Annotated in this window: 18 protein-coding genes and 1 tRNA gene; 13 read left to right on the top strand and 6 right to left on the bottom strand. The window is 48.4% G+C overall.

Going from position 1 to position 20,643, the window contains the following annotated elements; all coding sequences use genetic code 11:
• The first annotated feature begins 22 nt into the window (after nucleotides 1-22).
• Entirely contained in the window at nucleotides 23-2,023 is a 2,001-nt protein-coding gene (locus tag ACN0TT_RS02215; protein WP_417760499.1) for a methyl-accepting chemotaxis protein, read from the top strand.
• Nucleotides 2,024-2,127: 104 nt separating this feature from the next.
• The gene (locus ACN0TT_RS02210) at nucleotides 2,128-2,367 is read left to right on the top strand and encodes a DUF3624 domain-containing protein (RefSeq protein WP_417760498.1); all 240 of its coding nucleotides are present in this window, start codon (nucleotides 2,128-2,130) and stop codon (nucleotides 2,365-2,367) included.
• A 153-nt stretch (nucleotides 2,368-2,520) separates the two neighbouring features.
• On the opposite strand, the gene rtcR is transcribed toward ACN0TT_RS02210, so the two are convergent.
• Nucleotides 2,521-4,122, bottom strand: a complete 1,602-nt coding sequence (gene rtcR, locus ACN0TT_RS02205) for an RNA repair transcriptional activator RtcR (RefSeq protein ID WP_417760497.1) — start codon at nucleotides 4,120-4,122, stop codon at nucleotides 2,521-2,523.
• A gap of 285 nt (nucleotides 4,123-4,407) precedes the next feature.
• Here rtcR and ACN0TT_RS02200 point away from each other — a divergent pair.
• From ACN0TT_RS02200 to ACN0TT_RS02180, 5 genes are all read left to right on the top strand, one after another.
• Nucleotides 4,408-4,480 (top strand) — tRNA-Lys (locus tag ACN0TT_RS02200).
• 171 nt (nucleotides 4,481-4,651) lie between these two features.
• Complete coding sequence (locus tag ACN0TT_RS02195) at nucleotides 4,652-5,806, top strand: slipin family protein (protein ID WP_417760496.1); 1,155 nt, start codon at nucleotides 4,652-4,654, stop codon at nucleotides 5,804-5,806.
• A gap of 58 nt (nucleotides 5,807-5,864) precedes the next feature.
• Nucleotides 5,865-7,091 carry an RtcB family protein gene (locus tag ACN0TT_RS02190; RefSeq protein ID WP_417760495.1) on the top strand — a complete coding sequence of 409 codons (1,227 nt, stop codon included), beginning with the start codon at nucleotides 5,865-5,867 and terminating at the stop codon, nucleotides 7,089-7,091.
• Between the two features lie 8 nt (nucleotides 7,092-7,099).
• Nucleotides 7,100-8,137 carry an RNA 3'-terminal phosphate cyclase gene (rtcA, locus tag ACN0TT_RS02185; protein WP_417760494.1) on the top strand — a complete coding sequence of 346 codons (1,038 nt, stop codon included), beginning with the start codon at nucleotides 7,100-7,102 and terminating at the stop codon, nucleotides 8,135-8,137.
• A 218-nt stretch (nucleotides 8,138-8,355) separates the two neighbouring features.
• Nucleotides 8,356-9,171, top strand: coding sequence for a nucleotidyltransferase domain-containing protein (locus ACN0TT_RS02180; protein ID WP_417760493.1), 816 nt, complete (start codon nucleotides 8,356-8,358; stop codon nucleotides 9,169-9,171).
• 6 nt (nucleotides 9,172-9,177) lie between these two features.
• Here the strand turns inward: ACN0TT_RS02180 and ACN0TT_RS02175 are convergent, their stop codons facing one another.
• Nucleotides 9,178-9,858: an NUDIX hydrolase gene (locus tag ACN0TT_RS02175; protein WP_417760492.1), complete on the bottom strand. Its 681-nt coding sequence runs from the start codon at nucleotides 9,856-9,858 to the stop codon at nucleotides 9,178-9,180.
• Nucleotides 9,859-10,021: 163 nt separating this feature from the next.
• Here ACN0TT_RS02175 and ACN0TT_RS02170 point away from each other — a divergent pair, with 163 nt between their 5' ends.
• Together ACN0TT_RS02170 and ACN0TT_RS02165 are read left to right on the top strand one after the other, a co-directional pair.
• Complete coding sequence (locus ACN0TT_RS02170; protein WP_417760491.1) at nucleotides 10,022-11,026, top strand: SPFH domain-containing protein; 1,005 nt, start codon at nucleotides 10,022-10,024, stop codon at nucleotides 11,024-11,026.
• 10 nt (nucleotides 11,027-11,036) lie between these two features.
• Nucleotides 11,037-11,960: a hypothetical protein gene (locus tag ACN0TT_RS02165; RefSeq protein WP_417760490.1), complete on the top strand. Its 924-nt coding sequence runs from the start codon at nucleotides 11,037-11,039 to the stop codon at nucleotides 11,958-11,960.
• Nucleotides 11,961-11,975: 15 nt separating this feature from the next.
• Here ACN0TT_RS02165 and ACN0TT_RS02160 read toward each other — a convergent pair whose 3' ends face one another.
• Both ACN0TT_RS02160 and zntB read right to left on the bottom strand, forming a co-directional pair.
• On the bottom strand, nucleotides 11,976-12,827 hold the full coding sequence (locus tag ACN0TT_RS02160) for an AraC family transcriptional regulator (protein WP_417760489.1): 852 nt from the start codon (nucleotides 12,825-12,827) through the stop codon (nucleotides 11,976-11,978).
• A 144-nt stretch (nucleotides 12,828-12,971) separates the two neighbouring features.
• On the bottom strand, nucleotides 12,972-13,940 hold the full coding sequence (zntB, locus tag ACN0TT_RS02155; protein ID WP_417760488.1) for a zinc transporter ZntB: 969 nt from the start codon (nucleotides 13,938-13,940) through the stop codon (nucleotides 12,972-12,974).
• Nucleotides 13,941-14,074: 134 nt separating this feature from the next.
• Here zntB and ACN0TT_RS02150 point away from each other — a divergent pair, with 134 nt between their 5' ends.
• Nucleotides 14,075-14,446, top strand: a complete 372-nt coding sequence (locus tag ACN0TT_RS02150; protein WP_417760487.1) for a YacL family protein — start codon at nucleotides 14,075-14,077, stop codon at nucleotides 14,444-14,446.
• A gap of 64 nt (nucleotides 14,447-14,510) precedes the next feature.
• On the opposite strand, the gene ACN0TT_RS02145 is transcribed toward ACN0TT_RS02150, so the two are convergent.
• Both ACN0TT_RS02145 and narQ read right to left on the bottom strand, forming a co-directional pair.
• Nucleotides 14,511-15,140 carry a response regulator gene (locus ACN0TT_RS02145; RefSeq protein WP_417760486.1) on the bottom strand — a complete coding sequence of 210 codons (630 nt, stop codon included), beginning with the start codon at nucleotides 15,138-15,140 and terminating at the stop codon, nucleotides 14,511-14,513.
• A complete protein-coding gene (gene narQ, locus ACN0TT_RS02140; protein WP_417760485.1) occupies nucleotides 15,133-16,839 on the bottom strand; it encodes a nitrate/nitrite two-component system sensor histidine kinase NarQ in 1,707 nt (568 codons plus the stop codon). The genes ACN0TT_RS02145 and narQ overlap by 8 nt, the downstream gene beginning before the upstream one ends.
• A 306-nt stretch (nucleotides 16,840-17,145) precedes the next feature.
• On the opposite strand from narQ, the gene nrfA reads away from it, so the two are divergent.
• The 3 genes from nrfA (at nucleotide 17,146) to ACN0TT_RS02125 (ending at nucleotide 20,635) form a co-directional block, all read left to right on the top strand.
• Nucleotides 17,146-18,546, top strand: a complete 1,401-nt coding sequence (nrfA, locus tag ACN0TT_RS02135) for an ammonia-forming nitrite reductase cytochrome c552 subunit (protein WP_417760484.1) — start codon at nucleotides 17,146-17,148, stop codon at nucleotides 18,544-18,546.
• A gap of 488 nt (nucleotides 18,547-19,034) precedes the next feature.
• Nucleotides 19,035-19,373 carry a P-II family nitrogen regulator gene (gene glnK / locus ACN0TT_RS02130; RefSeq protein WP_037439174.1) on the top strand — a complete coding sequence of 113 codons (339 nt, stop codon included), beginning with the start codon at nucleotides 19,035-19,037 and terminating at the stop codon, nucleotides 19,371-19,373.
• 14 nt (nucleotides 19,374-19,387) lie between these two features.
• Nucleotides 19,388-20,635: an ammonium transporter gene (locus ACN0TT_RS02125; RefSeq protein WP_417760483.1), complete on the top strand. Its 1,248-nt coding sequence runs from the start codon at nucleotides 19,388-19,390 to the stop codon at nucleotides 20,633-20,635.
• Nucleotides 20,636-20,643: the final 8 nt, after the last annotated feature.

Genomic DNA, 20,643 nt, shown 5'->3' with positions numbered 1-20,643 from the left:
TATACAGTCCATTAGAGTCAAAATGATCCTTCCGATAGCCTTTCTGGCTGTCATCCTCATCGGCTTGTTTGCATTTATGGCCATCATGGGAACTGTGCAAACTAATGCGATGAAACGCCAAGCGGAAACCTATTTTGAAGCCATTGCTGTGGTGCTGAACGCGGATCGCGATATTTACCAAGCACGTCTGGCGCAAGAGCGTTTACTGAATGGGGAAGGTGATCGGGACGCTAATCAGAAAGATTTTAATGATAATGCCGATCAAGTTTATCAGCGCTTTCATAAGTATCTTGATTTCCTCGCCGAAGAGCCTGAAGTCATTGCACCATTTGGTAACTTTGATGGTTTGTTTCAAGAATGGGTCAAAGCCAGCGCTAAGGTGATGGACACAGCTCACGCCTCCGTTACCTTAGTTAAGGAGATGCAGGCAGGTGACACCGAATTTATGCAGATGCGCAACATGTTGGACAAGGCGGGTGAGGCCTTGCGTGCGCACGCCCAAGATGCCGAAAAATATCAAACAGCTGATATCTCGGTGTATGTAGAAGCGATGGCTGAAGTGCTCAATGCGGATCGAGATATCTACCAAGCGCGCTTAGCATTGCAAAAGCTGCTGCATCACGAAGGAAATTATGAAGATAACCGTGCTTTTTTTGAAGAAAACGCCAAACAGGTGATTCAGCGTTTCCACAACTTCCGTAGTTTTATGGTGCGTAACCCGCAATTGCTCGAACCCTACACAAGCTTTGATGGGTTGTATAACAAGTGGTATGAAAACTGTAAAACCTTGATCGCTTCGCCAGATACGCTTAAACAGCATAGCTTGCCAGCCGATCAAGTGGTAATGGAAGAGAAGTTTACGGCGATTCGTAGTGTGCTGGATAAAGCGGGTGAGTCGGTTCGGTTGCATGCCCGTGACGTCAAAGATCAAATTACTACCAAAGTAGCGAGTTACCAAAAAATTGCCATGGTGGTGATTAGCATCGCCTTCGTCTTAGCCTTGATTGTTGGCTACATTGTGCCATTACGGTTGACGCGTGAAGTGGAACATATCTCCAATCGCATTAAAGAAATTGCAGCGGGAGATGGTGATTTAACCCAGCGGATTAATAGTCGTGCTCAGGATGAATTAGGTGATCTTGCTGGCGAGTTTGACAGCTTTGTTGATCATCTGAGAAATATTATCGGCAATATTCAGCGTCAGTCTAACGCACTGGGCGACACCACTTACGAACTGAATAAAGTGTCGGCGCAGGCGGGCGGCATTACTGCGGGATTGGTGCAAGCATCGGAAGCCATTGTTAGTGCGGGTAGCGAGATGGACATGTCCAATCAGCAGATGGCTGAACTGGCGAAAGGCACGGCTGATGAAGCCAACAACTCGAGTTCTTTAACCCAAAACGGCGTACTAGCAGTGACCGCTTCCAATAAAGCCATCGACCGCTTAGTGAAAGACATTGAGGTTGCGTTGGAGCGCTCAAATGTACTGGAACAAAGCTCGGCCGCCATTGCGTCTGTGCTGGAAGTTATTCGCAAAATTGCTGAGCAAACCAACTTGCTGGCGTTGAATGCTGCTATTGAAGCTGCGCGAGCAGGCGAGCAAGGCCGCGGCTTTGCAGTGGTAGCTGATGAGGTGCGCGTGTTAGCTACTCGAACCCAAAGTAGCACCGATGAAATTGAAACCATGATTGAACGCTTAAAATTAAGCGTGAAAGAGGCGTCAGAAGCGATTCGCAATAGCCGTACTAACGCCAATACCACAGTGACCAACTTTGAAGAAGTGATGCGCATTTTTGACGGACTGAATGGCTCGTTCGATAAGGTGCAAGATATGGCGGCACAGACGGCGCAAGCCACACAGGAGCAATCTACCGTTGCTAATCACATCAACCAAAACCTAGTGAACTTGAAAGACCAAACCGATGGGGTTAATCAGATGGCAACGCTGGTTAAACAACAATCGACCAGTATTAATGAGTTGTATCAGGCACTCAGTAAACAGGTGGATAGTTTTAAGGTGTAGGCTGAACTAATACAACTAATACAATTGAATAATGCGGTAACGCGGTTCTGCCGTTACCGCATTTTGCGCTATCATGCGCTATCGTTATTTACTGTAATCTGCTCATGGCTTGTGACGCGTGTTTTAGTGAGGTGTTCAAACGAAAAATCGGCCGCTGCAAAACCTGCATGTGGCAGCTTACCGTATTGTCCCTTGTAGGTTGGCCATGTTGGTTTTACTTCTTTTATGACACGCCTAAATCGGTCAATTCCATTGCCCTGCTGTTTTTCTGTTGCGCTTTTTCGGGTTTATTGGCCGTGCATCTAGTAGTGCTAAGCTGGCGCAAGCTGACGGGCAGGGAATAGCAATTATCGGTTTTCTTAGTCTTGTAATGCTTGCCTGTTACTGTCTGACAAAGCTGGGTTTATTACTGGGGTAGGTCTGCCCATTGATGGTGGTTTTCTCGCGGGTAATTAAGTTATTCTCCGCATCAATCAACTGTAGAGGTGCCATATGCGCTACCTCTTTAATGTCTGTATTTGCTCCCAGCGAATACCAAATTTGGCTAGGTATTTCTGCAATCTCGACGAATCATTGCTGCTGGCTTTGTTGGTGCGGCTGACATCAAACAGCGCCCGACCTGCTGCAGCCAGCGATGGTTGTTGTCGGCAAACAGTTAATACGTAATCTAGCTGGTGGCGATCGAATTGATCGAGCTGGGCAAATGCTTCAGTTGTGAGTAACTGCTTACTTAAACATTCCGTGTCTGTACTGCTTTGCTGCCAGTCTTGCGTTAACCGCGCAGTTTCATCAAGCACATCTTGCTCGGCAATTCGCGAGGAATCGGCTAACGTACATAGGCGAGTTATTGATGAGGCTAAATCGCGGAAATTGCCATGCCATTGCGAGCTCGGCGCATGGGCAAAACGCAGATATTGCTGTTTAGCTTCTTTGTTGAAACGGATGCGGTTGCCTTGTTCTAGGCCGAAACGTTCCAATTCAAAGTGGATGTTGGCTTCAATATCTTCACGGCGGTCTTTAAGGCCGGGGAGTTGGTAACTCCACAGATTGATGCGTGCCAGCAGATCTTCACGAAATTCCCCATGGGCTACGCAAGCACGCAGATCGCGGTTAGTGCCGGCAATCAATTGAAAGTTACTTTGCACCTCTTTGTCGCTGCCCACTGGATGGAATGAGCGGTTCTCAATCGCCCGTAACAGCATGGCTTGCTCTTCCAATCCCAGTTCACCCACTTCATCAAGAAACAATAAGCCGTTATTGGCCGTGCGTAAAAAGCCCTCACGCGCGGTGGCGGCGCCAGTAAAGGCACCTTTGGTGTGGCCGAATAATGCGGCCATGGCGTTCTCGCCTTTTAAGGTGGCGCAGTTAACAGTCACTAACTCGCCAGTCAGTGTGCCTCTGCGTTTTTTCAGTTGATAGATACGTTGCGCTAATTGGCTTTTACCGGCACCGGTTGGCCCAGTTAATAGGATCGGCGCGGTGGAGCGAATGGCGACTTTTTCAATCTGGGCGATCATTCGATTGAAGTGTGCGTTTTCGGTGGCGATGCCACCTTTGAGAAAGTCGGTCCCTTGGGCGTGCTCTGCATCAAAGCGGGTCGCGAGCTGATCGTATTTGGACAGATCCAAATCGATAATCTGTATGTGGCCACGGGCTTTATCTGCGGGCTCTCGGCTGGGGGCTGTCTGGATTAATCGCCCCGGAAAATGGCGGCTTTCGGTGAGCAGGAAGCTACAGATCTGTGCTACGTGAGTACCGGTGGTGATGTGGAACAGATAATCATTGCTGTCGATATCAAACGGAAACTGCGCGCAAAAGTCATACAGTTTGGCGTATACCTCGCCGAAATCCCATGGATCTGCAAGTTCTAAAGTATGCAGCTGCACCGTGGTTTCTGGTGAGACGGTTTCAATATCCACCGCGACATTATTGGCGAGGCGCCAACTGTGTTCATTATGCAGTAGGTGCAGTTCATCAATGACCAACTGCTCTTGGCTCACCAAACTAATATTGGGGCGCCAGCGTTCCCAGCGTTTTTTCCCTTTGCCGACAGAGTCGAGTTGCGTTCCTAGCAGACTAATGGCAATTGTCTTTCTCATTGGTATATCCAAATAGATATTTAACTATCCTAATTTCATCACTTTATGCTGTTGCTGACAACAATAAATACGTTTGATTTGTTAGTGATAAAATTTATTTGTATTTTAAATCAAATTGTTATGATTTTATTTTGTCGTTAATGCCGAAGTTGGCACGTGGGTTGTAGTAGTAAGTTCGTGTTTCGAGATAACACACTGGTGCGGCGGGCAGTGCCTGGGCCGTATCCCAGAACGGTTTAAGACTCAGTCGGTGAGCATATTGGGTTCGAGTCCCAGCTTAAACACCATTGGATAGCTCAAACGGTAGAGCAACGAACTTTTAATTCGTCTGTCGTGGGTTCGATTCCCACTCCAACTTATATTACACCCGGTGCATAAGCCGTGGTCACCACTGGTTTTAGTTCGCTGTTTAACAGCGTGTCATGGCAAGCAGGATGCTCCCTGTGACATTAGGTTACTTAGCCAACTTTAACCAAGTGATTAACCCTTATCACCAACCCTAACGGGTATAAAAAGGAAAGATAACACTATGTTTAATAAAAAAGTCGTCGTAGCAGATAACGAACGTGTATTGGTTTTTAAAGCAAAAAAACTGGTGGATATACTGCAACCTGGCGAGCACAAATTACGTGGTTTTGGCGAAATGCCAGAGCTGAAAACTTACGATATTGGTGAGCTGTATTTTGCCGAGGAAAACACCGTACGCTGGTTCAATAAGTATCCGCAACTGGCGGAACATATTGAACACTTTTATGTGACAGAGCAGCAAACGGGTTTGCTGTATTTGGATGACCAGTTGAAAGGCATCGTCACACCAGGCTGTCATCTGTATCTGTGGCGTGAAGCGGGTGATATCCGTTTGGATACATTCGATATCGCGAGTAACTTGGAGTTGGACGCAGCCACTTTAACCGCAATTAGAAAAGTTGGTGCTAATAGCGCGCAGAAGTTGATCAAAAGCAGCCGCACTCAGGCGGTGATCCCCGTGAAAGAGTTCATGGTGTCGATGGAACAAGCGGCGTTGCTGTTTGTTGATGGTAGCTATGTGCGCCAATTAACTGCGGGTCGTTACGGCTTTTGGCAGTTCCAACATGAGATTGCGGTGAAAACTATCGACTTACGTCATCAGTTACTGGAAGTTTCCGGCCAAGAGATTTTGAGCAAAGATCGCGTCAGCCTGCGCATTAACCTCAATGCCAACGTGCGTGTGTTTGATGCCGAGTTAGCGTTGATGAGCACTGAGCGGGTGATGGATTATGTATACAACCAGCTGCAGTTAGCGTTACGTGAGGCGGTGGGCGTGAAAACATTAGACGATTTGTTGCTCGATAAACTGTACGTCAACGAAACCGTGACCGAGCTGGTGGTTGAGCCACTCAAGCAAGTGGGTATCGAACTGCTGAGCGTAGGCATGAAAGACATCATTCTACCCGGCGATATGAAAGCGATTTTAAATCAAGTGGTTGAGGCGCAAAAAGCGGCTGAGGCGAATGTGATTAAACGTCGTGAAGAAACTGCGGCAACGCGCAGCTTACACAACACCGCCAAAATGATGGAAAACAACCCTACATTGATGCGCTTGAAAGAGCTGGAGTCACTGGAAAAAGTCGCGGAAAAAATCGAGAACTTAACCGTTTACGGTGGTTTAGAAGGATTAATGAATGGCGTGGTGAAAATCGCCTAAACGCCAACAACAGGGACATATTTGGCGCCGCATTGGCGGCGCCTTAACAGGAAAGATTATGTGTGAACATCACTACAACACCATAACAGCAGCTAATCAAACGCCCATTAAAGCATGGACCAAAGGCGTGCCGTTTGAAGACAAAGCCTTGCAACAACTCAACAATGTTGCAGCGCTTAACATTGTCCATAGCCATATTGCGGTGATGCCAGATGTGCATTTAGGCAAGGGGGCGACGATTGGCAGTGTGATCCCGTCAGTTAAAGCGGTGATCCCCGCCGCTGTTGGCGTTGATATTGGCTGTGGCATGGTAGCGGTACGTACCACGCTTAAAGCGGCGCAACTGCCAGATAACTTGACGGCGATTCGTTATGCCTTTGAGGCCGCGGTGCCGCATGGACGTACCATTGGCCGAGGCAAAACTGACCGTGGCGCATGGGGTAATATTCCTGATGTGGTCGCAAGCGAATGGCAAAAATTATCCAGCCGCTTTGAGGCAATTTGCGCTAAACATCCCGCGATTGCCAAGAGTAACCATGTTAATCACCTCGGCACTATGGGCACAGGTAACCATTTTTTAGAGCTGTGTTTAGATGAGTTCGATCAAGTGTGGCTGATGTTGCATTCAGGCAGTCGCGGTGTCGGCAACCGTATCGGTAGTTACTTTATCGAGTTGGCGCGTAAAGAGATGGAACGCCATCAACGGTTGTTGCCCGATATGAACTTAGCGTACTTGGAAGAGGGTAGCGACTACTTCGGCGACTATGTTGAAGCGGTGGAGTGGGCGCAAGACTACGCCGCGAAAAACCGTGAAATCATGATGAATAATGCCATTGTCGCGCTGCGTAAGCAGTTGCCGATACCATTTGAGACGCATGATATCGCGGTAAACTGCCACCACAATTATGTGTCACGTGAGCATCATTTTGGTAAGGACTGCTACGTCACGCGTAAAGGCGCGGTACGTGCACAAAAAGGCGAGTTAGGGATTATTCCCGGTAGCATGGGCGCCAAATCATTTATTGTGCGCGGTTTGGGTAACCCTGAAAGTTTTAACAGTTGTAGTCACGGCGCCGGACGTGTGATGTCACGCACTCAAGCCAAAAAAGTTTACTCGGTGAAAGACCAAGTTGCCGCAACTCAAGGGGTGGAATGTCGTAAAGATGCGGCTGTGATCGATGAGATCCCGCACGCTTACAAAGATATTGAAGCCGTGATGCTGGCACAAAATGATCTCGTCGAAGTGGTACATACCTTAAAACAGGTGGTGTGTGTTAAAGGATGAAGCGAAACATGATAACGATAGATGGCGCCCAAGGAGAAGGCGGCGGTCAGGTGCTGCGTTCCGCACTCACGATAGCACTGCTAACTGGCAAACCATTGGAAGTGGTAAATATTCGCGCGGGACGTAACAAGCCGGGCTTGTTACGGCAACACCTAGCTTGTGTTCGCGCAGCGCAAGCGATCAGTAACGGTCATTGTGAGGGCGTAGAGCTTGGTTCACAGCGCATCCGTTTTACACCGGGAAAAGTGCAAGCGGGCGACTACCAATTTGCCATCGGTTCGGCAGGCAGCACCGTGCTAGTTTGCCAAACCATTTTGCTGCCCTTAGCGCTGGCAAATGGCGAATCGTGCGTGAGTTTCGCGGGCGGAACTCATAACGGCTTATCGCCCTCGTTGACCTTTTTGACACAGAGTTTCTTGCCGCTGATGCAACGTATGGGAATTTCGACGGCAGTTAACATCGATCAATTGGGTTTTTATCCCGCCGGTGGTGGCCGTTGGCAGTTAACCATACAACCCACCGCGCAGCTGCAACCGCTGACGCTGCTGGAAGGGTTGGCCGCGCGAGCAGCGCAGCAGGCAAATTGTGCCATTAACGTGGTACTGGCGGATTTGCCTGAGTCGATTGTTGAACGTGAAATCACCAGTGTACGTCAGCAGCTAAACTGGCCAGCGGTGGCGGCGAACGTGCAACGTGTACACGCTGCGAGCCCTGGCAACAGTTTGCACTTGTCAGTGATAGCTGATGGTTATCAACTGATGGTTGAGCAGATGGGAGAGCAGCGTTTACGTGCAGAAACATTGGCGTTTCGCACTGCCGAGCGGCTACAAGCGTTGCTAAAAGCCAATGTGGCCGTGGATGACTATCTTGCCGATCAACTGTTGCTGCCCATCGCATTAGCTGGCGCAGGTGGCTTTACCACTGTCGCGCCGAGTCTACACACGCAAACCAATATCGCCGTGATTGAGCAGATGTTAGGGCAACGGTTTATGGTCACAGAACTGGAAGCCGAGCGCTGGCAGATCATGCTGGATACTGATAGCTAAGGTGGCTGCTCATCAATGTTGTTCAACCATTGAGTTGCATCCCGCCAGCATTAATGATTCAGGTATTAGCTAAGTGGAATAGTGGCTGCAAGGTGATCAAGCCCCTGCGCCTCGTAAGCGCGAGCCGTTAACGGCTCGTCGTACCGCGACAAGCTCAAACAAACCAATGTAGTGCAGGCTCGGAGTGTTGCATGCCGTGCCTTAAGGAGTGGTAATAAATGGAACAGGTTAATTCAACGGCGTTGACTCAGGCGATTGCAGCACCGATAAGGCAGGAGATATGGCAGCGCATTGCGGCAGCGGAGCGCGAACATGATGTCAAAGTGCTCTATGCCGTTGAATCCGGTAGCCGTGCTTGGGGCTTTGCCTCTCCCAACAGCGATTATGATGTGCGTTTCGTCTACGCCCATAAGCCGGAGTGGTATTTGAGTGTCGATTTAGCTGATAAACGCGATGTCATCGAGTATCCGATAGTGGATGAAATCGATATCAACGGTTGGGATGTGCGCAAAGCGTTGCAACTGTTTCGCAAATCCAATCCTGCCATCGTTGAGTGGCTGCAGTCACCGCTAGTGTATGGCGATGACGGTCAGTTTGCTGCAAGCTTGCAACCATTACTTACATGCGGCTACTCGCTTAATAAAGGGATATTTCACTACCTCAATATGGCCAAGACCAACTATCGCGGTTATCTCAAAGGCAGTGAAGTGCGATTGAAAAAGTACTTTTATGTGCTGCGGCCATTGCTCGCTGTGCGTTGGCTGCTGAGCCATCGTAGCGTGGCGCCGATTGAGTTTGCCAAGTTGCTAACCATGCTGACTGAGGTTGAGGTAAAGCAGGAGGTTGAGAAATTATTAGCGGTAAAAATGGGCAGCGATGAGCTGCAAACCGGGCCGCAAGTGCAAGTGCTCAATCAGTTTATTGAAGCCGAGTTAGCATACTACGAGAACTTTACGCCGCTAGCGGAGGACAATCGGGTGGATGTCAGTGAGCTAAACGGCATATTTCGGCAGCTGATCACGTCGGCAGTTTAATGTGGGCTAGTCGCCTAAATTCCGTTCAAACAGATAGATGTCGGCGTCGGGTTTTAGTTGGTACAGCTGTGCTGGCCGCTTGCCAGTGCTAACTTTTTCATCCACCGCCACAAACATATCGGACGCTTCAATTCGACGCATTAAGCTTTTGCGCTGGATGGGGCGTTCGATAATCGCCTCAATGACTGTCATCAATTCGGTCACGGTAAACTGTTCGGGCAGGCAATACACCGGTACTAATGAATACAACGCCTTTTGTTTCAGGCGTGCCACCGCTTCAGCAATAATGGCTTGATGATCAAAGGCTAATTGATAGTTCATTAGCTGATGCACCGGTAGCCATTTTGCGTCATGCACTGTGTCGATATGGCTTTGTGCAGCTTGCTCCCCCATCAAAGCATAAAAGGCGAGGGTGACCGCAAAGCCGCGCGGATCGCGTTTATGCCCAGAAAACACTTTCAACTGCTCTAAATAGCTCGGCGCTACACCGGTTTTTTCCTGTAATTTGCGCCGCGCGCAAGCTTCTACATTGGCATCCAACTGTGGGTCAACAAATCCGCCAGGCAGTGACCATTGCTCAATAAACGGTTCAATGGCGCGCTTGACTAACAACACCTTGAGTTCACCTTGGGCAACGGTAAACAGCACGTTGTCGATGGTAAATAGTGGATTTTGATATTGCTCCATAACGCTGAACTCATTTTTAAGTGTCTTAATGACATTTATTTTCAATCAAATTTCAACTGCTTACAAGCTTTGCCTTAAAACTCTTCAAAATAGTGCTTTACAATAAATGTCATAGGGACATATATTAAACATGTCAAAGGGACATTTAATAAGGAGTCACATCATGTTAGGTATCAAATTCTATAAAGCCGATCCATCAACTTTTGTCATGCTGTTTAAAAACGGCAAAGTCACTAAGCAGGGAGCAGGTACCAGCTTCTACTACTACGCACCATCATCATCACTGGTCGCGGTTCCGCTGAGCAGTTGTGAAGTACCTTTTGCTTTTCGTATGAAAACGCAGGATTTCCAAGAAATTACGTTACAAGGGCAAGTCACCTTTCGAATCGCCGAACCCCAGCAAGCTGCCACTATGGTGAACTTTACGTTGGATGTTGCTGGGCGTTATGTCAGTGAAGACCCTGACAAACTGGAAGAGCGTGTGCTGCGCAGTGTACAGGTGGTGATCCGCAACCAGATTGAAACCATGAGTTTGCAACAAGCGCTGCGGGCGAGCCGCTCACTCACCGAGTTGTTGCAACAGAATCTGCCAGAGCGGCACTCACTAAAAAATCTGGGGATTGATATTACCGAAGTGTCGTTGACCTCGATTGTGCCCAATCCTGAAACGGCCAAAGCACTGGAAGCTGATGTGCGTGAGCAACTGCTGAAAGATGCTGACTCTGCCATTTATACCCGCCGTCTTGCGAGTATCGACCAGGAAAAACAGGTGCAAGAGCGCGAGCTGGAAACCGAAAAGGCCATCAATAAGCAACAGCAAGAACTGGAACAACAAAAGCTCCAAGCCGAGCAGGAAAAAATGCGTAAGAAGTTCGCCATGGATGAAGAAGCGTTAACGGCTAAAACAGAAGCCGAACGTCGCCGTAATGAATTGGTTGAACTGGAAGCAGTGAACACGCGCGCACGCAGTGATGCCAAAGCTTATGACATCAGCAGCCAGCTGAAAGCCTACGATGCCATCGATATTGAGCGCCTGAAAGTGATGAGCATGAGCGGTATGAAGCCAGAAACGCTGATCGCGCAAGCGCTGGAAAATCTAACCAAAGGTGATAACCGCGTGGGCAACTTAAATATTTCCCCCGAGTTGCTGCAATCATTAGTGCGCTAAGGAGGCACTTATGCTGACCGATAGAAAGCTCGTATTAGTGACGCGCAAAACCCGCTTGCAGGAGTTGAAAGAGCGCTACGGCACCTTAGGGCAAGCTAAGTTTTATCTGGAACATTTGGGCGAGTCATTCGCCCAATATGAGGATGAGCATAATCGCTTTGAGGCATGCCGCCGCCAAGTGGTGCAACTGCTCGGCAGTGTTGGCAAGTTGCAGCAGTTGGAGCGCGGTGTGTTACCGACCTATCGCTTTGATGCGCAGGATATTATCTGCGTGTTGGGGCAGGACGGCTTAGTGGCGAATACTCTGAAATACCTGCGTGGTCAGCCGGTGATTGGGATTAACCCGCTGCCTGATCTATTTGATGGCAAATTGCTGCCGTTTAACGCCAATGAGTTGCAGGAGATCCTGAACCATGTGTTGGCCGCTGAGGTCAAGACGCGCTCAGTGACATTGGCGCAGGTGGATACCAACTTGGGCGAATCGCTGCTGGCGGTAAATGACCTGTTTATTGGCCCGCGTACTCACAGCTCTGCGCGTTATCTACTGAACTATCAGCAGCAAGCAGAGGAGCAAAGCTCCAGCGGCATTATTGTATCGACCGGGCTGGGTTCTACCGGTTGGTTTCGCAGTATCATTGCTGGTGCCAGTGGCGTCGCGGGTAAGCCAGTTCAAGCGAAAATCGCCAACGGTTTTCCGTGGGAAGCGCCTTATTTGTATTACTCTGTGCGTGAGCCGTTTCCGTCACGTAGTACGTCGTGCAAGCAAGTGTTTGGTCGCATCGAGCAGGGCAAGGCGCTTAAATTGACCTCACGCATGCCCGATAGCGGGGTGATTTTTTCTGATGGTATGGAAAGCGATGCCATTAGTTTCAGCGCCGGCACTATTGCCAGTATCAGCGTGAGTAAGGTGCATGGCGCCTTGGTCAGTGGCTAATCTTTGGCGTGTTAACTATTTTAGCGGCAGATATATATCGGTCTGCAAATCGCATTCATCCACTTGATGAATGAAGTTCAGCCAATGAAAAAAGCATGGGAAGTCTCGTGGTTCCTCGTCACTTTGCGGCAACCAATCACGATAAAGCTGATAGACGCTATCACTTAAATTATCGTGGCTACCGCTATGGCGTAAGACCGCAAAACGACCGCCGGGAATCTCGCCATTTTGCACGCCAAAATCGTTGGCGGGCACATCGCTATTGATGGTTCCTGCCACATCAAAGCGAAAATCTTCCGGCGATACGGTAGTTGGATCGGCGTAGGGAATACCAAAAGTATCGCTGCTGTTGATAGGAGAAAGCCCAGTTTGTTTTCGCCACGCAATAAATTTTCCGGCAGTTTCTAACACCCGCTGTGGTGCACCGAGGTGACTAAGATAAGCGATTTTCTGTGTTGGCTTTTCAATAATGTTTACGTGCATAAGTTCGGCTCCGGCCATGATATGGGGCAATTGAAACAGCTGTTGTGATTGAGGCCAATTGGGTTGCTGTCGAAACGCCGTTGGTGTTTGTCCCACTGTTTTCTTAAAGCTACGGGCAAACGCTTCCGGACTGGCAAAGCCAGCAGCTAAGGCAATATCAATGATTTTTAACGGCTCAAACGCCAATTGATATGAGGCGCGCTTCAACTTGGCCAACTGTAGATAGCGGGTCGTGCTCATCCCCACATGTGCTACAAATAGCCGATGGAAATGAAACCGTGAGCAGGCGGCAATATCGGCTAATTGTTCTGGTGTTAGGGGGACGTCCAGATGCTGTTGAATGTACTCACATACCCGCACAATACGTTGATAGGGTGCTGCCATGAGTGGGTTCTCCATGTAGATGCGCTGGCTTATCACAATGGTTGTTATCGTCTCAATGCTGTAATAGCGACTGCCAGTATGCTGGGCTTGCCGCACAAAAGCCTGATTGAGATTGCGCAATTATCATGGGCGCAAACCGAAAAGTTATAACCAGCGATGGCGATAGAAAAACCACAGCTGCACCGCCACAATCAGTGCTAGGCCAGTGCAAAATGCAGTAAAGGCCCATGGGGTTTCAGCTCCGGGGATCCCCGCAATATTGACCCCCAGCAGGCCAGTTAAAAAGCCTAGCGGTAGAAATACTGCACTGATTAATGATAAGAAATATAGCCGCTGGTTAACCGCTTCCGATTGATGGTTTTGCAGTTCTTCTTGCGCTACGGTTGCGCGTTCGCGTACTGAGTCGAGGTCTTCAATACCACGGACTAAGGTATCGTTCACTTCGTTAAATGCTAGTCGTTGGTGGTCATCGTAAATACTGGCGGAGTCATTCAATAATTTACTAAATGCATCGCGCTGTGGCGCTAGATAGCGTCGCACCACGACGGTTTGTCGGCGTAACTCGGCAATCTCTGTGCGCAAGTCGCGGCGATCTCCCTCCAGTAGTTTATCCTCGAGTTCGTCGAGTCGTTCCTCTAATTGGTCAATGAAGGTGACATTGCGGTCAGTTAAGCGTTCGCAAATACTCAGTAAAAAACCACCGCTGTTATCTGGGCCGTTGCCGTCAAGGATATCTTGCGCGAGACCTTTGACCGACAGCAGATCGCGGCTGCTGGTGGTGATGATGCGGTTTTTAGCCACATAAAGCCGTAACGACACCATGTCTTCAGGGTCAGCACCGGGGTTTAAGTTGATGCCGCGCAATGCCAAAAGCACGCCATCACCTGAGCGTAAAATACGTGGGCGGGTATCTTGTGCTAACAAGGCATCGGTTTCGAGCATGGTCAGCCCACTTTCATCGGTGAGCCAACGTTCGGTTGCTGGATGTTTGTAGTTGAAGTGCAGCCAAACTAATCCCTGCTCTGGTGTGAAATCGAGCGCTTGTTGTTTGGATAACTGCAGAGGGGCACCATCTCCGCTGAGTTGCACCGCATTAACTAATCCATCTGGCATAAGGTTATCTCCTCAATAAACTAGGGTCACGCTAACCTAATATAGCCATATTGAGAAGCGGAGAATGATTCCTGAGGCAATCTGCAGCGGGCTAGATTAAACTAGAAATAACCGTACCAAACCAGAGAATCTCCATGGAATATGAATTTAGACGCGATATGCTGAGTGGCATGCCAGGTGCCAGTTTCAGTATGGAACATCAGGTAATGGGGCAGTGGTTTTCTGAAGAGTTAGGCAACGATGTTGAGCGTTGCGCACAGGTGAATCAGGCCATTGCTTCGTTACAGCAAGGTAAATTAAACGAGTGGCAGTTAGTGGGCGGCGATCTCACTTTACAGATGGACGCTGAGCAAGTACGCATTTACGCCAATGTGCTTGATTTTGAAAACGATACTGAGCTAGAAGAAGACCTATCCCTGTATAATGCTGAGTCGGAAGCCTTTTGCGGCTTAGAGGATTTTCAGTTGGTGTTGGAGAGCTGGCAGCAGTTTATCGGCGAGCACTAATCGCCAATAATGAAGCCCAACGTGAATCACGTGGGCTTTATGAGTTACGCGACGGCATCATGGGTTAACGATTCAGGTATCTAACCGCCATCTCCGTACGTGATTTGGCATTGGCTTTACGCAGGAGATTTTTTACATGCACTTTTACGGTGCCTTCGCTAATGTGCAGCACCTCGGAAATCATGCGGTTACTTAATCCCTCCGCCAAATTTTGCAGAATTTGCAGCTCTCTTGGCGTTAATTCTTCGACCCATTCAGTTTCATCGGCGCTACTCGCCAATTCATCTAAATACGGCGCAATTTCAGGGCTAATCACCGTCTTGCCGGACATGGCTTGTTTGAGCTGAGTCAGTAACAAATCGGGCTCGGTATCTTTCAACAGGTAACCATCTGCGCCAGCTTTGAGCAGACGAATCACATCTTGTTTGGCATCTGACACCGTTAAGATAATGATTTTACACGTGACATCCTCTTGGCGCAGGGCATTCAGGGTATCAAGTCCGGACATACCTTTCATATTAAGATCGAGCAGCACAATATCGGGCTCATCTTCTGCCAAGGCGGATAAGGCTTCAATGCCGCTGCCGGCTTCACCAAATAGACGAAATTGCTGATCTGATTCTAGTAGTTGACAGATCCCTCGCCGCAGCAGCGGATGGTCATCCACCACCAATACTGAATACACATCACCCATTGTCTGACTCCTGTTGTGGTGGAAACTCTAAAGTTACGCAGGCTCCACCTTGGGGGTTAGCAGAGAAGGTCACGTTCCCTGACAATCTGTTGGCTCGTTCGTGCATGATGCCGATGCCAAAATGCTGTTCGCGTTCTTGAATATGTTCAAGGCCAATGCCGTCATCACAGATGCGGATCACCGCCATGTTAGCAGCATTCTTTTCACAAGACACATCGATATGCTGCGCTTTTGCGTGCTTAATCGCATTGAGTGTGGCTTCTCTAGTGAGTTGTAAAATATGGATATGTTGGTGCGCTGCCAGCAAATGAGACGGCAATCGATAGTTGAGGCTAATCTCCGCATCGGTTTGCGAGCGCAGCAGCTCTAACATGCCTTCGAGGGCAATGCGGAGATTGGCTTCTTTCACTGTAAGGCGGAAGGTTGATAGCAGTTCGCGCAGCTGGGAATACGCTAGGTTGACGCCTTGATTGAGTTCCGTGAGTTGCTGGTCGACCTTTTCGGTGCAGCTTTGTTCATCCAACGCTTTACGCAGCAGGCTTATCTGTATCTTTAAAAACGATAGCAGTTGCCCCAGGGAGTCATGCAGTTCACGCGCAATAACGGCTCGTTCCTCTAGCAGTGCCAGCTGTTGCCGTTCTTCTGTGGCGTTATGGATGATGATGGAACGAGCCAGCATTAGGGCAAAGTTTAAAAACAGCGCTTCATTAACGCCGTTAACGCATATCACTTCTAAATAGCCGAGGCGTTGCTGTTCAAACGTTACGGGGAAACAGGTGCTGCTCTGACCTTCTGGCCAATCATCCGTGGCAGAGATCACATCCATCTCTTCGCCATCTTGTTGGATGATCAGTCGCAGATAGCATAGCTGTTGGTATTCCTTGAGTTGGATCAGCGACTCCTTTAACAGCTTGAGATTGAGCTGGCCAGAGTTAAGCATAATCGCTTTGTCATAGAGAAAGGTCAGCTCGTTATTGGCCTTGGTAAGCGCCAGTGTTTTCTCTTTGACTTGTGATTCGAGGTGGCCGTACATCGACGCTAACTGTTTCACTGTGTAGGTCAGTGCATCTGATAGGGCACTTAATTCATTGTATTCCGAGGTGGGAATGGTCACATTAAAACGGCCTTGGGCAATAATATTGGCCGATTGCATCATCTCGCCAAGTGGTTGGGCGACCTTCCTACGCATAAAACGCACGGTAAAAAAGGCGATGACCAGCATCATGCTCAAGCCTACCACTTGCAATATCACCAGTAGTCGCAGTTTAAAGGCGGCGTGATGCTCCATCTCTAGCACGAGTTTATCTATGGTATCGACAAAGTCTTTTACTGAGGCGGCATAAGCGCGGGAGTTTTCCTGCTCAGCATAAACTTTCATTTGCTGCCACTTGTCTATCACCAGTTGGTATTGCTCTTTTAGGACCTGAGGTGATGACCAGTCAAGTGAACGCGTTAATGCATCGGAATGCAGCGTTTGCTCAAATTCTTGGATTTTGTCGTTGGTAGCCTCGCTGCCACTGTTGGCATAGAACAGTAAGCGATAGCTCTGCATACGCAGCGAGCCTGATGCGTTAATAGCGCGCGCATCTCCCACGCTGTATGACAAGTTGACAATAGAGAATGTGGCCAACCCACTTGATAACAAAATCAGTAACATCATCATGCCGAGTATGGTGGCGGTTAAACTCCGTTTTAGCATTAAAATAATACCTTTTATTATGTAAGGTTATATCGCATCTTTATGAAAATATTAGCCAATTTTTGTTGTTGGCTATACTTTTTCTGCGCAGTGTAAAACGTGTGAAACATAAGTTTTATCAGCATTTACTAAAGTTAGTTAACATTTCGTTAAAAATGTGAGCTGGGTCGTGCGAGCAATTTGATCTCACGCAAGTTTACGCTGGGATATTCCCTAAGAGGTATATCTCCAACCATAGCAAAGGACTAATTTCGTGGCGAAGTCGTCGCTAATGCAGCGCCACAACGAACATAACACGGAGATGAAATGGTGAAAAATTTCAGCAGAAAATCTATCGCGGCTAGCTTGCTCATGGCTACCTCAGTGATGGCTGCCAGCACCTTCGCCAGCGATAAAACTGAACCTCGCAGTGAGGTTTATCAAGACAAATTTAAAGCGCAGTATGCCTCTTGGCATGCTACCGACGAAAGCAAAGACAACACCGATTTGCTCGCCGCTGATCCTAATCTGGTTGTGCTGTGGGCGGGGTATGGCTTTGCCAAAGACTATCGTGCACCTCGCGGCCATATGTATGCCTTAACCGACGTACGCGCAACTTTACGTACTGGTGCACCTCATACACCGGGAGAAGGCCCAATGCCGATGGCCTGTTGGAGCTGTAAAAGTCCTGATGTACCGCGTGTGATTGAAGAACAAGGTGAAGACGGTTATTTCACTGGCAAATGGTATAAAGGTGGGGAAGACATCAGTAACACCATCGGCTGTTCTGATTGCCATGAGAAAGGCACTGCTAAACTCCGCATCAGCCGTCCGTTCGCCGAGCGCGCCTTTGAAACCATTGGCAAGCCGTTTGATAAGGCATCGCGTAACGAAAAACAGTCATTAGTTTGCTCGCAATGCCACGTAGAATATTACTTTGAGAAGACTGAAGCACGTAATGGCTTTGTGAAGTTCCCGTGGGATGATGGCACATCGGTTGATGCCATGGAAAAATATTACGACAACATTCAGTTTGCTGATTGGACGCACAAGATCTCCAAAACACCGATGTTGAAAGCACAACACCCAGGCTATGAAACATGGTCAACTGGGGTGCATGGTGCCAACAATGTCTCTTGTGTCGATTGCCACATGCCTAAAGTGACTAATGCTCAAGGGCGTAAGTACACAGACCATAAAGTGGGTAATCCATTTGATCGGTTTGAAGATACTTGTGCTCGCTGCCATACCCAAAGTAAAGCGTTTATGGTTGAGCAATATGAGAAGGGCAAAGATAAGGTACTGGAGTTGAAAGCTGCGGCTGAAACGCAATTAGTACATGCACACTTTGAAGCTGGTGCTGCATGGCAAGCTGGCGCGACCGATGCCGAAATGGCGCCGATTCTTGCTGATATCCGTCATGCCCAATGGCGTTGGGATTACTCAATCGCCTCTCATGGGGTTTATGCACATAACCCAACGGAAGCACTGCGCGTACTTGGCACCGCTGTAGATAAAGCCGCCTCTGCTCGCATTAAACTGGCACAACTTCTTGCCCAAAAAGGCGTTAAGCAACCAGTAGCGATACCAGACATTTCTACCAAGGCTAAAGCACAAGCTGCCGTTGGCTTAGATATGGACACGCTGAATGCTGAAAAAGAGCAATTCAAGCAGGAAGTGTTGCCTAAATGGGACGCTGCCGCTAAAAAACGCGAAGCAACATATTAAGCATTCAATTATTTAATTGCTGAACCAAAGCCCTCAATATCATGAGGGCTTTTTACTTCTGGCATTTGCAGGTTTATTGAGCACCATCGATGTGCAAATGATCTCAAATGGTGATCCTCTGCAATGATCGGTTAACCGATGTCAGCATCCACTATGTATGCTGGTTGGTACACATCAGTGTTTATCTTATCTTGCTAATCTATTGATTTATCCTGCATCCACCGTCGGGATTTGGCCGATTTCCTGCCACTATTTCATCGCCATTACTTGATCGATTTAGCGTGCCTTTTAATCGGTTAAATTCGTCTTTATGGCCGCTCTCTTATGGTGCATTTGCGAAGTGTGTGACCACAAATGGTGCAAATGTGTTGAGCCAAATTGGGGGGGCTTGAATGTAACTCGTTGTAAAACAAAAAATTAACATTTTGGCCTGATGCTTGAATTACAAAAGAACAAAACATTACTCATTAAGGCGATTGGAGGTCTGGATGAAACTAGTCAGCGCAATCATCAAGCCATTTAAACTTGATGATGTCCGCGAGGCAATTGCGGCTATCGGGATTGAAGGCATGACTGTCACTGAGGTTAAGGGGTTTGGTCGTCAAAAAGGCCATACGGAACTTTACCGTGGTGCGGAATATCAGGTTGATTTTCTCCCTAAAGTTAAACTGGAGATCGCAACCAAGGCTGAGAATCTTGATCATTTACTAGAAGCAATAACCAATGCCGCCCACACCGGCAAAATTGGCGATGGCAAGATTTTCGTAACCGATCTGGAGCAAGTCATTCGTATCCGTACGGGTGAAACTGACTCCGAAGCGCTTTAAAGGGGATAATAATAATGGAAGAGTTAACCAAGTTGGGGACTTCAGTATCAGAGCTCAGTTTTGCGCTGAATACTTTCTATTTTTTAGTGTCTGGCGCGTTAGTCATGTGGATGGCCGCTGGGTTTGCAATGTTAGAAGCGGGTTTGGTGCGTGCTAAAAACACCACTGAAATTCTGACGAAAAACTTTGTGTTGTATGCTATCGCCTGTGTGACATTCTTGCTGGTAGGTTACAACATCATGTACGTAGATAACGTTGAAGGTGGTTGGTTGCCATCGTTCGGAGCGTTAATTGGTACACAAGCAGATGACGCGAATCATGCGTTGGAATCAGATTTCTTCTTCCAAGTGGTGTTCGTCGCCACGGCTATGTCAGTGGTATCTGGCGCGGTAGCTGAACGTATGAAACTTTGGGCCTTTCTGATCTTCGCGGTAGTATTGACCGCGGTATTGTACCCCATCGAAGGTTATTGGACTTGGGGAGAAGGTTTCTTAAATGCTGCTGGTTTCTCTGATTTCGCAGGTAGTGGCATCGTGCATATGGCTGGCGCTTCAGCGGCATTGGCAGGTGTATTGTTGCTCGGTCCACGTAAAGGTAAATATGGCCCTAATGGTCAAGTCAACCCAATTCAAGGCTGTAACTTGCCACTGGCAACGCTGGGCACGTTCATTCTGTGGTTCGGTTGGTTCGGTTTTAACGGTGGTTCACAGTTGGCTGTGGCTGATGCAGAAAACGCTTCTGCTGTCGCTAAAGTGTTTGTCAATACCAACTCAGCGGCGGCTTTCGGTGCGGTATCAGCGTTGATTGTTTGTAAGATGGTGTGGGGTAAAGCAGACTTAACTATGGTGCTGAACGGTGCATTGGCTGGTCTGGTTGCTATTACTGCTGATCCAGCAAGCCCATCGTTAGTGATGGCGGGTATCATCGGTTTGATTGCGGGTGCTTTAGTCGTGTTCTCGATCGTTGGTTTTGACCGCGTGAAGATTGACGACCCAGTAGGCGCATGCTCTGTGCACGGTGTTGCTGGTCTGTTTGGTGTGATGGTGGTGCCAGTGTCCAATGCTGAAGCGACCTTTGGCGCACAGGCGTTAGGCGCAGTAACTATCTTTGCTTGGATGTTTGGTACCTCATTAATCGTTTGGGGTATTTTGAAAGTCACTATGGGTATTCGTGTCACCGAAGAAGAAGAATATAACGGTGTGGACGCGTACGATTGTGGCGTAGATGCTTATCCTGAGTTTGTTACCGTTAAAAATGCGTAATATCTCAT

The sequence above is a fragment of the Shewanella sp. genome (genome assembly GCF_048265805.1).
GTDB lineage: Bacteria > Pseudomonadota > Gammaproteobacteria > Enterobacterales > Shewanellaceae > Shewanella.
The sequence above is the reverse complement of the archived record's forward strand: the minus strand, read 5'-3'. Positions and strand labels throughout refer to the sequence as shown.

What these genes read in the sequence shown, in the direction of transcription:
- ACN0TT_RS02215 (WP_417760499.1), top strand. Translation starts at nt 23, where the DNA reads ATGATCCTTCCGATAGCCTTTCTGGCTGTCATCCTCATCGGCTTGTTT.
- ACN0TT_RS02210 (WP_417760498.1), top strand. Translation starts at nt 2,128, where the DNA reads ATGGCTTGTGACGCGTGTTTTAGTGAGGTGTTCAAACGAAAAATCGGC.
- rtcR (WP_417760497.1), bottom strand. Translation starts at nt 4,122, where the DNA reads ATGAGAAAGACAATTGCCATTAGTCTGCTAGGAACGCAACTCGACTCT.
- ACN0TT_RS02195 (WP_417760496.1), top strand. Translation starts at nt 4,652, where the DNA reads ATGTTTAATAAAAAAGTCGTCGTAGCAGATAACGAACGTGTATTGGTT.
- ACN0TT_RS02190 (WP_417760495.1), top strand. Translation starts at nt 5,865, where the DNA reads ATGTGTGAACATCACTACAACACCATAACAGCAGCTAATCAAACGCCC.
- rtcA (WP_417760494.1), top strand. Translation starts at nt 7,100, where the DNA reads ATGATAACGATAGATGGCGCCCAAGGAGAAGGCGGCGGTCAGGTGCTG.
- ACN0TT_RS02180 (WP_417760493.1), top strand. Translation starts at nt 8,356, where the DNA reads ATGGAACAGGTTAATTCAACGGCGTTGACTCAGGCGATTGCAGCACCG.
- ACN0TT_RS02175 (WP_417760492.1), bottom strand. Translation starts at nt 9,858, where the DNA reads ATGGAGCAATATCAAAATCCACTATTTACCATCGACAACGTGCTGTTT.
- ACN0TT_RS02170 (WP_417760491.1), top strand. Translation starts at nt 10,022, where the DNA reads ATGTTAGGTATCAAATTCTATAAAGCCGATCCATCAACTTTTGTCATG.
- ACN0TT_RS02165 (WP_417760490.1), top strand. Translation starts at nt 11,037, where the DNA reads ATGCTGACCGATAGAAAGCTCGTATTAGTGACGCGCAAAACCCGCTTG.
- ACN0TT_RS02160 (WP_417760489.1), bottom strand. Translation starts at nt 12,827, where the DNA reads ATGGCAGCACCCTATCAACGTATTGTGCGGGTATGTGAGTACATTCAA.
- zntB (WP_417760488.1), bottom strand. Translation starts at nt 13,940, where the DNA reads ATGCCAGATGGATTAGTTAATGCGGTGCAACTCAGCGGAGATGGTGCC.
- ACN0TT_RS02150 (WP_417760487.1), top strand. Translation starts at nt 14,075, where the DNA reads ATGGAATATGAATTTAGACGCGATATGCTGAGTGGCATGCCAGGTGCC.
- ACN0TT_RS02145 (WP_417760486.1), bottom strand. Translation starts at nt 15,140, where the DNA reads ATGGGTGATGTGTATTCAGTATTGGTGGTGGATGACCATCCGCTGCTG.
- narQ (WP_417760485.1), bottom strand. Translation starts at nt 16,839, where the DNA reads ATGCTAAAACGGAGTTTAACCGCCACCATACTCGGCATGATGATGTTA.
- nrfA (WP_417760484.1), top strand. Translation starts at nt 17,146, where the DNA reads ATGGTGAAAAATTTCAGCAGAAAATCTATCGCGGCTAGCTTGCTCATG.
- glnK (WP_037439174.1), top strand. Translation starts at nt 19,035, where the DNA reads ATGAAACTAGTCAGCGCAATCATCAAGCCATTTAAACTTGATGATGTC.
- ACN0TT_RS02125 (WP_417760483.1), top strand. Translation starts at nt 19,388, where the DNA reads ATGGAAGAGTTAACCAAGTTGGGGACTTCAGTATCAGAGCTCAGTTTT.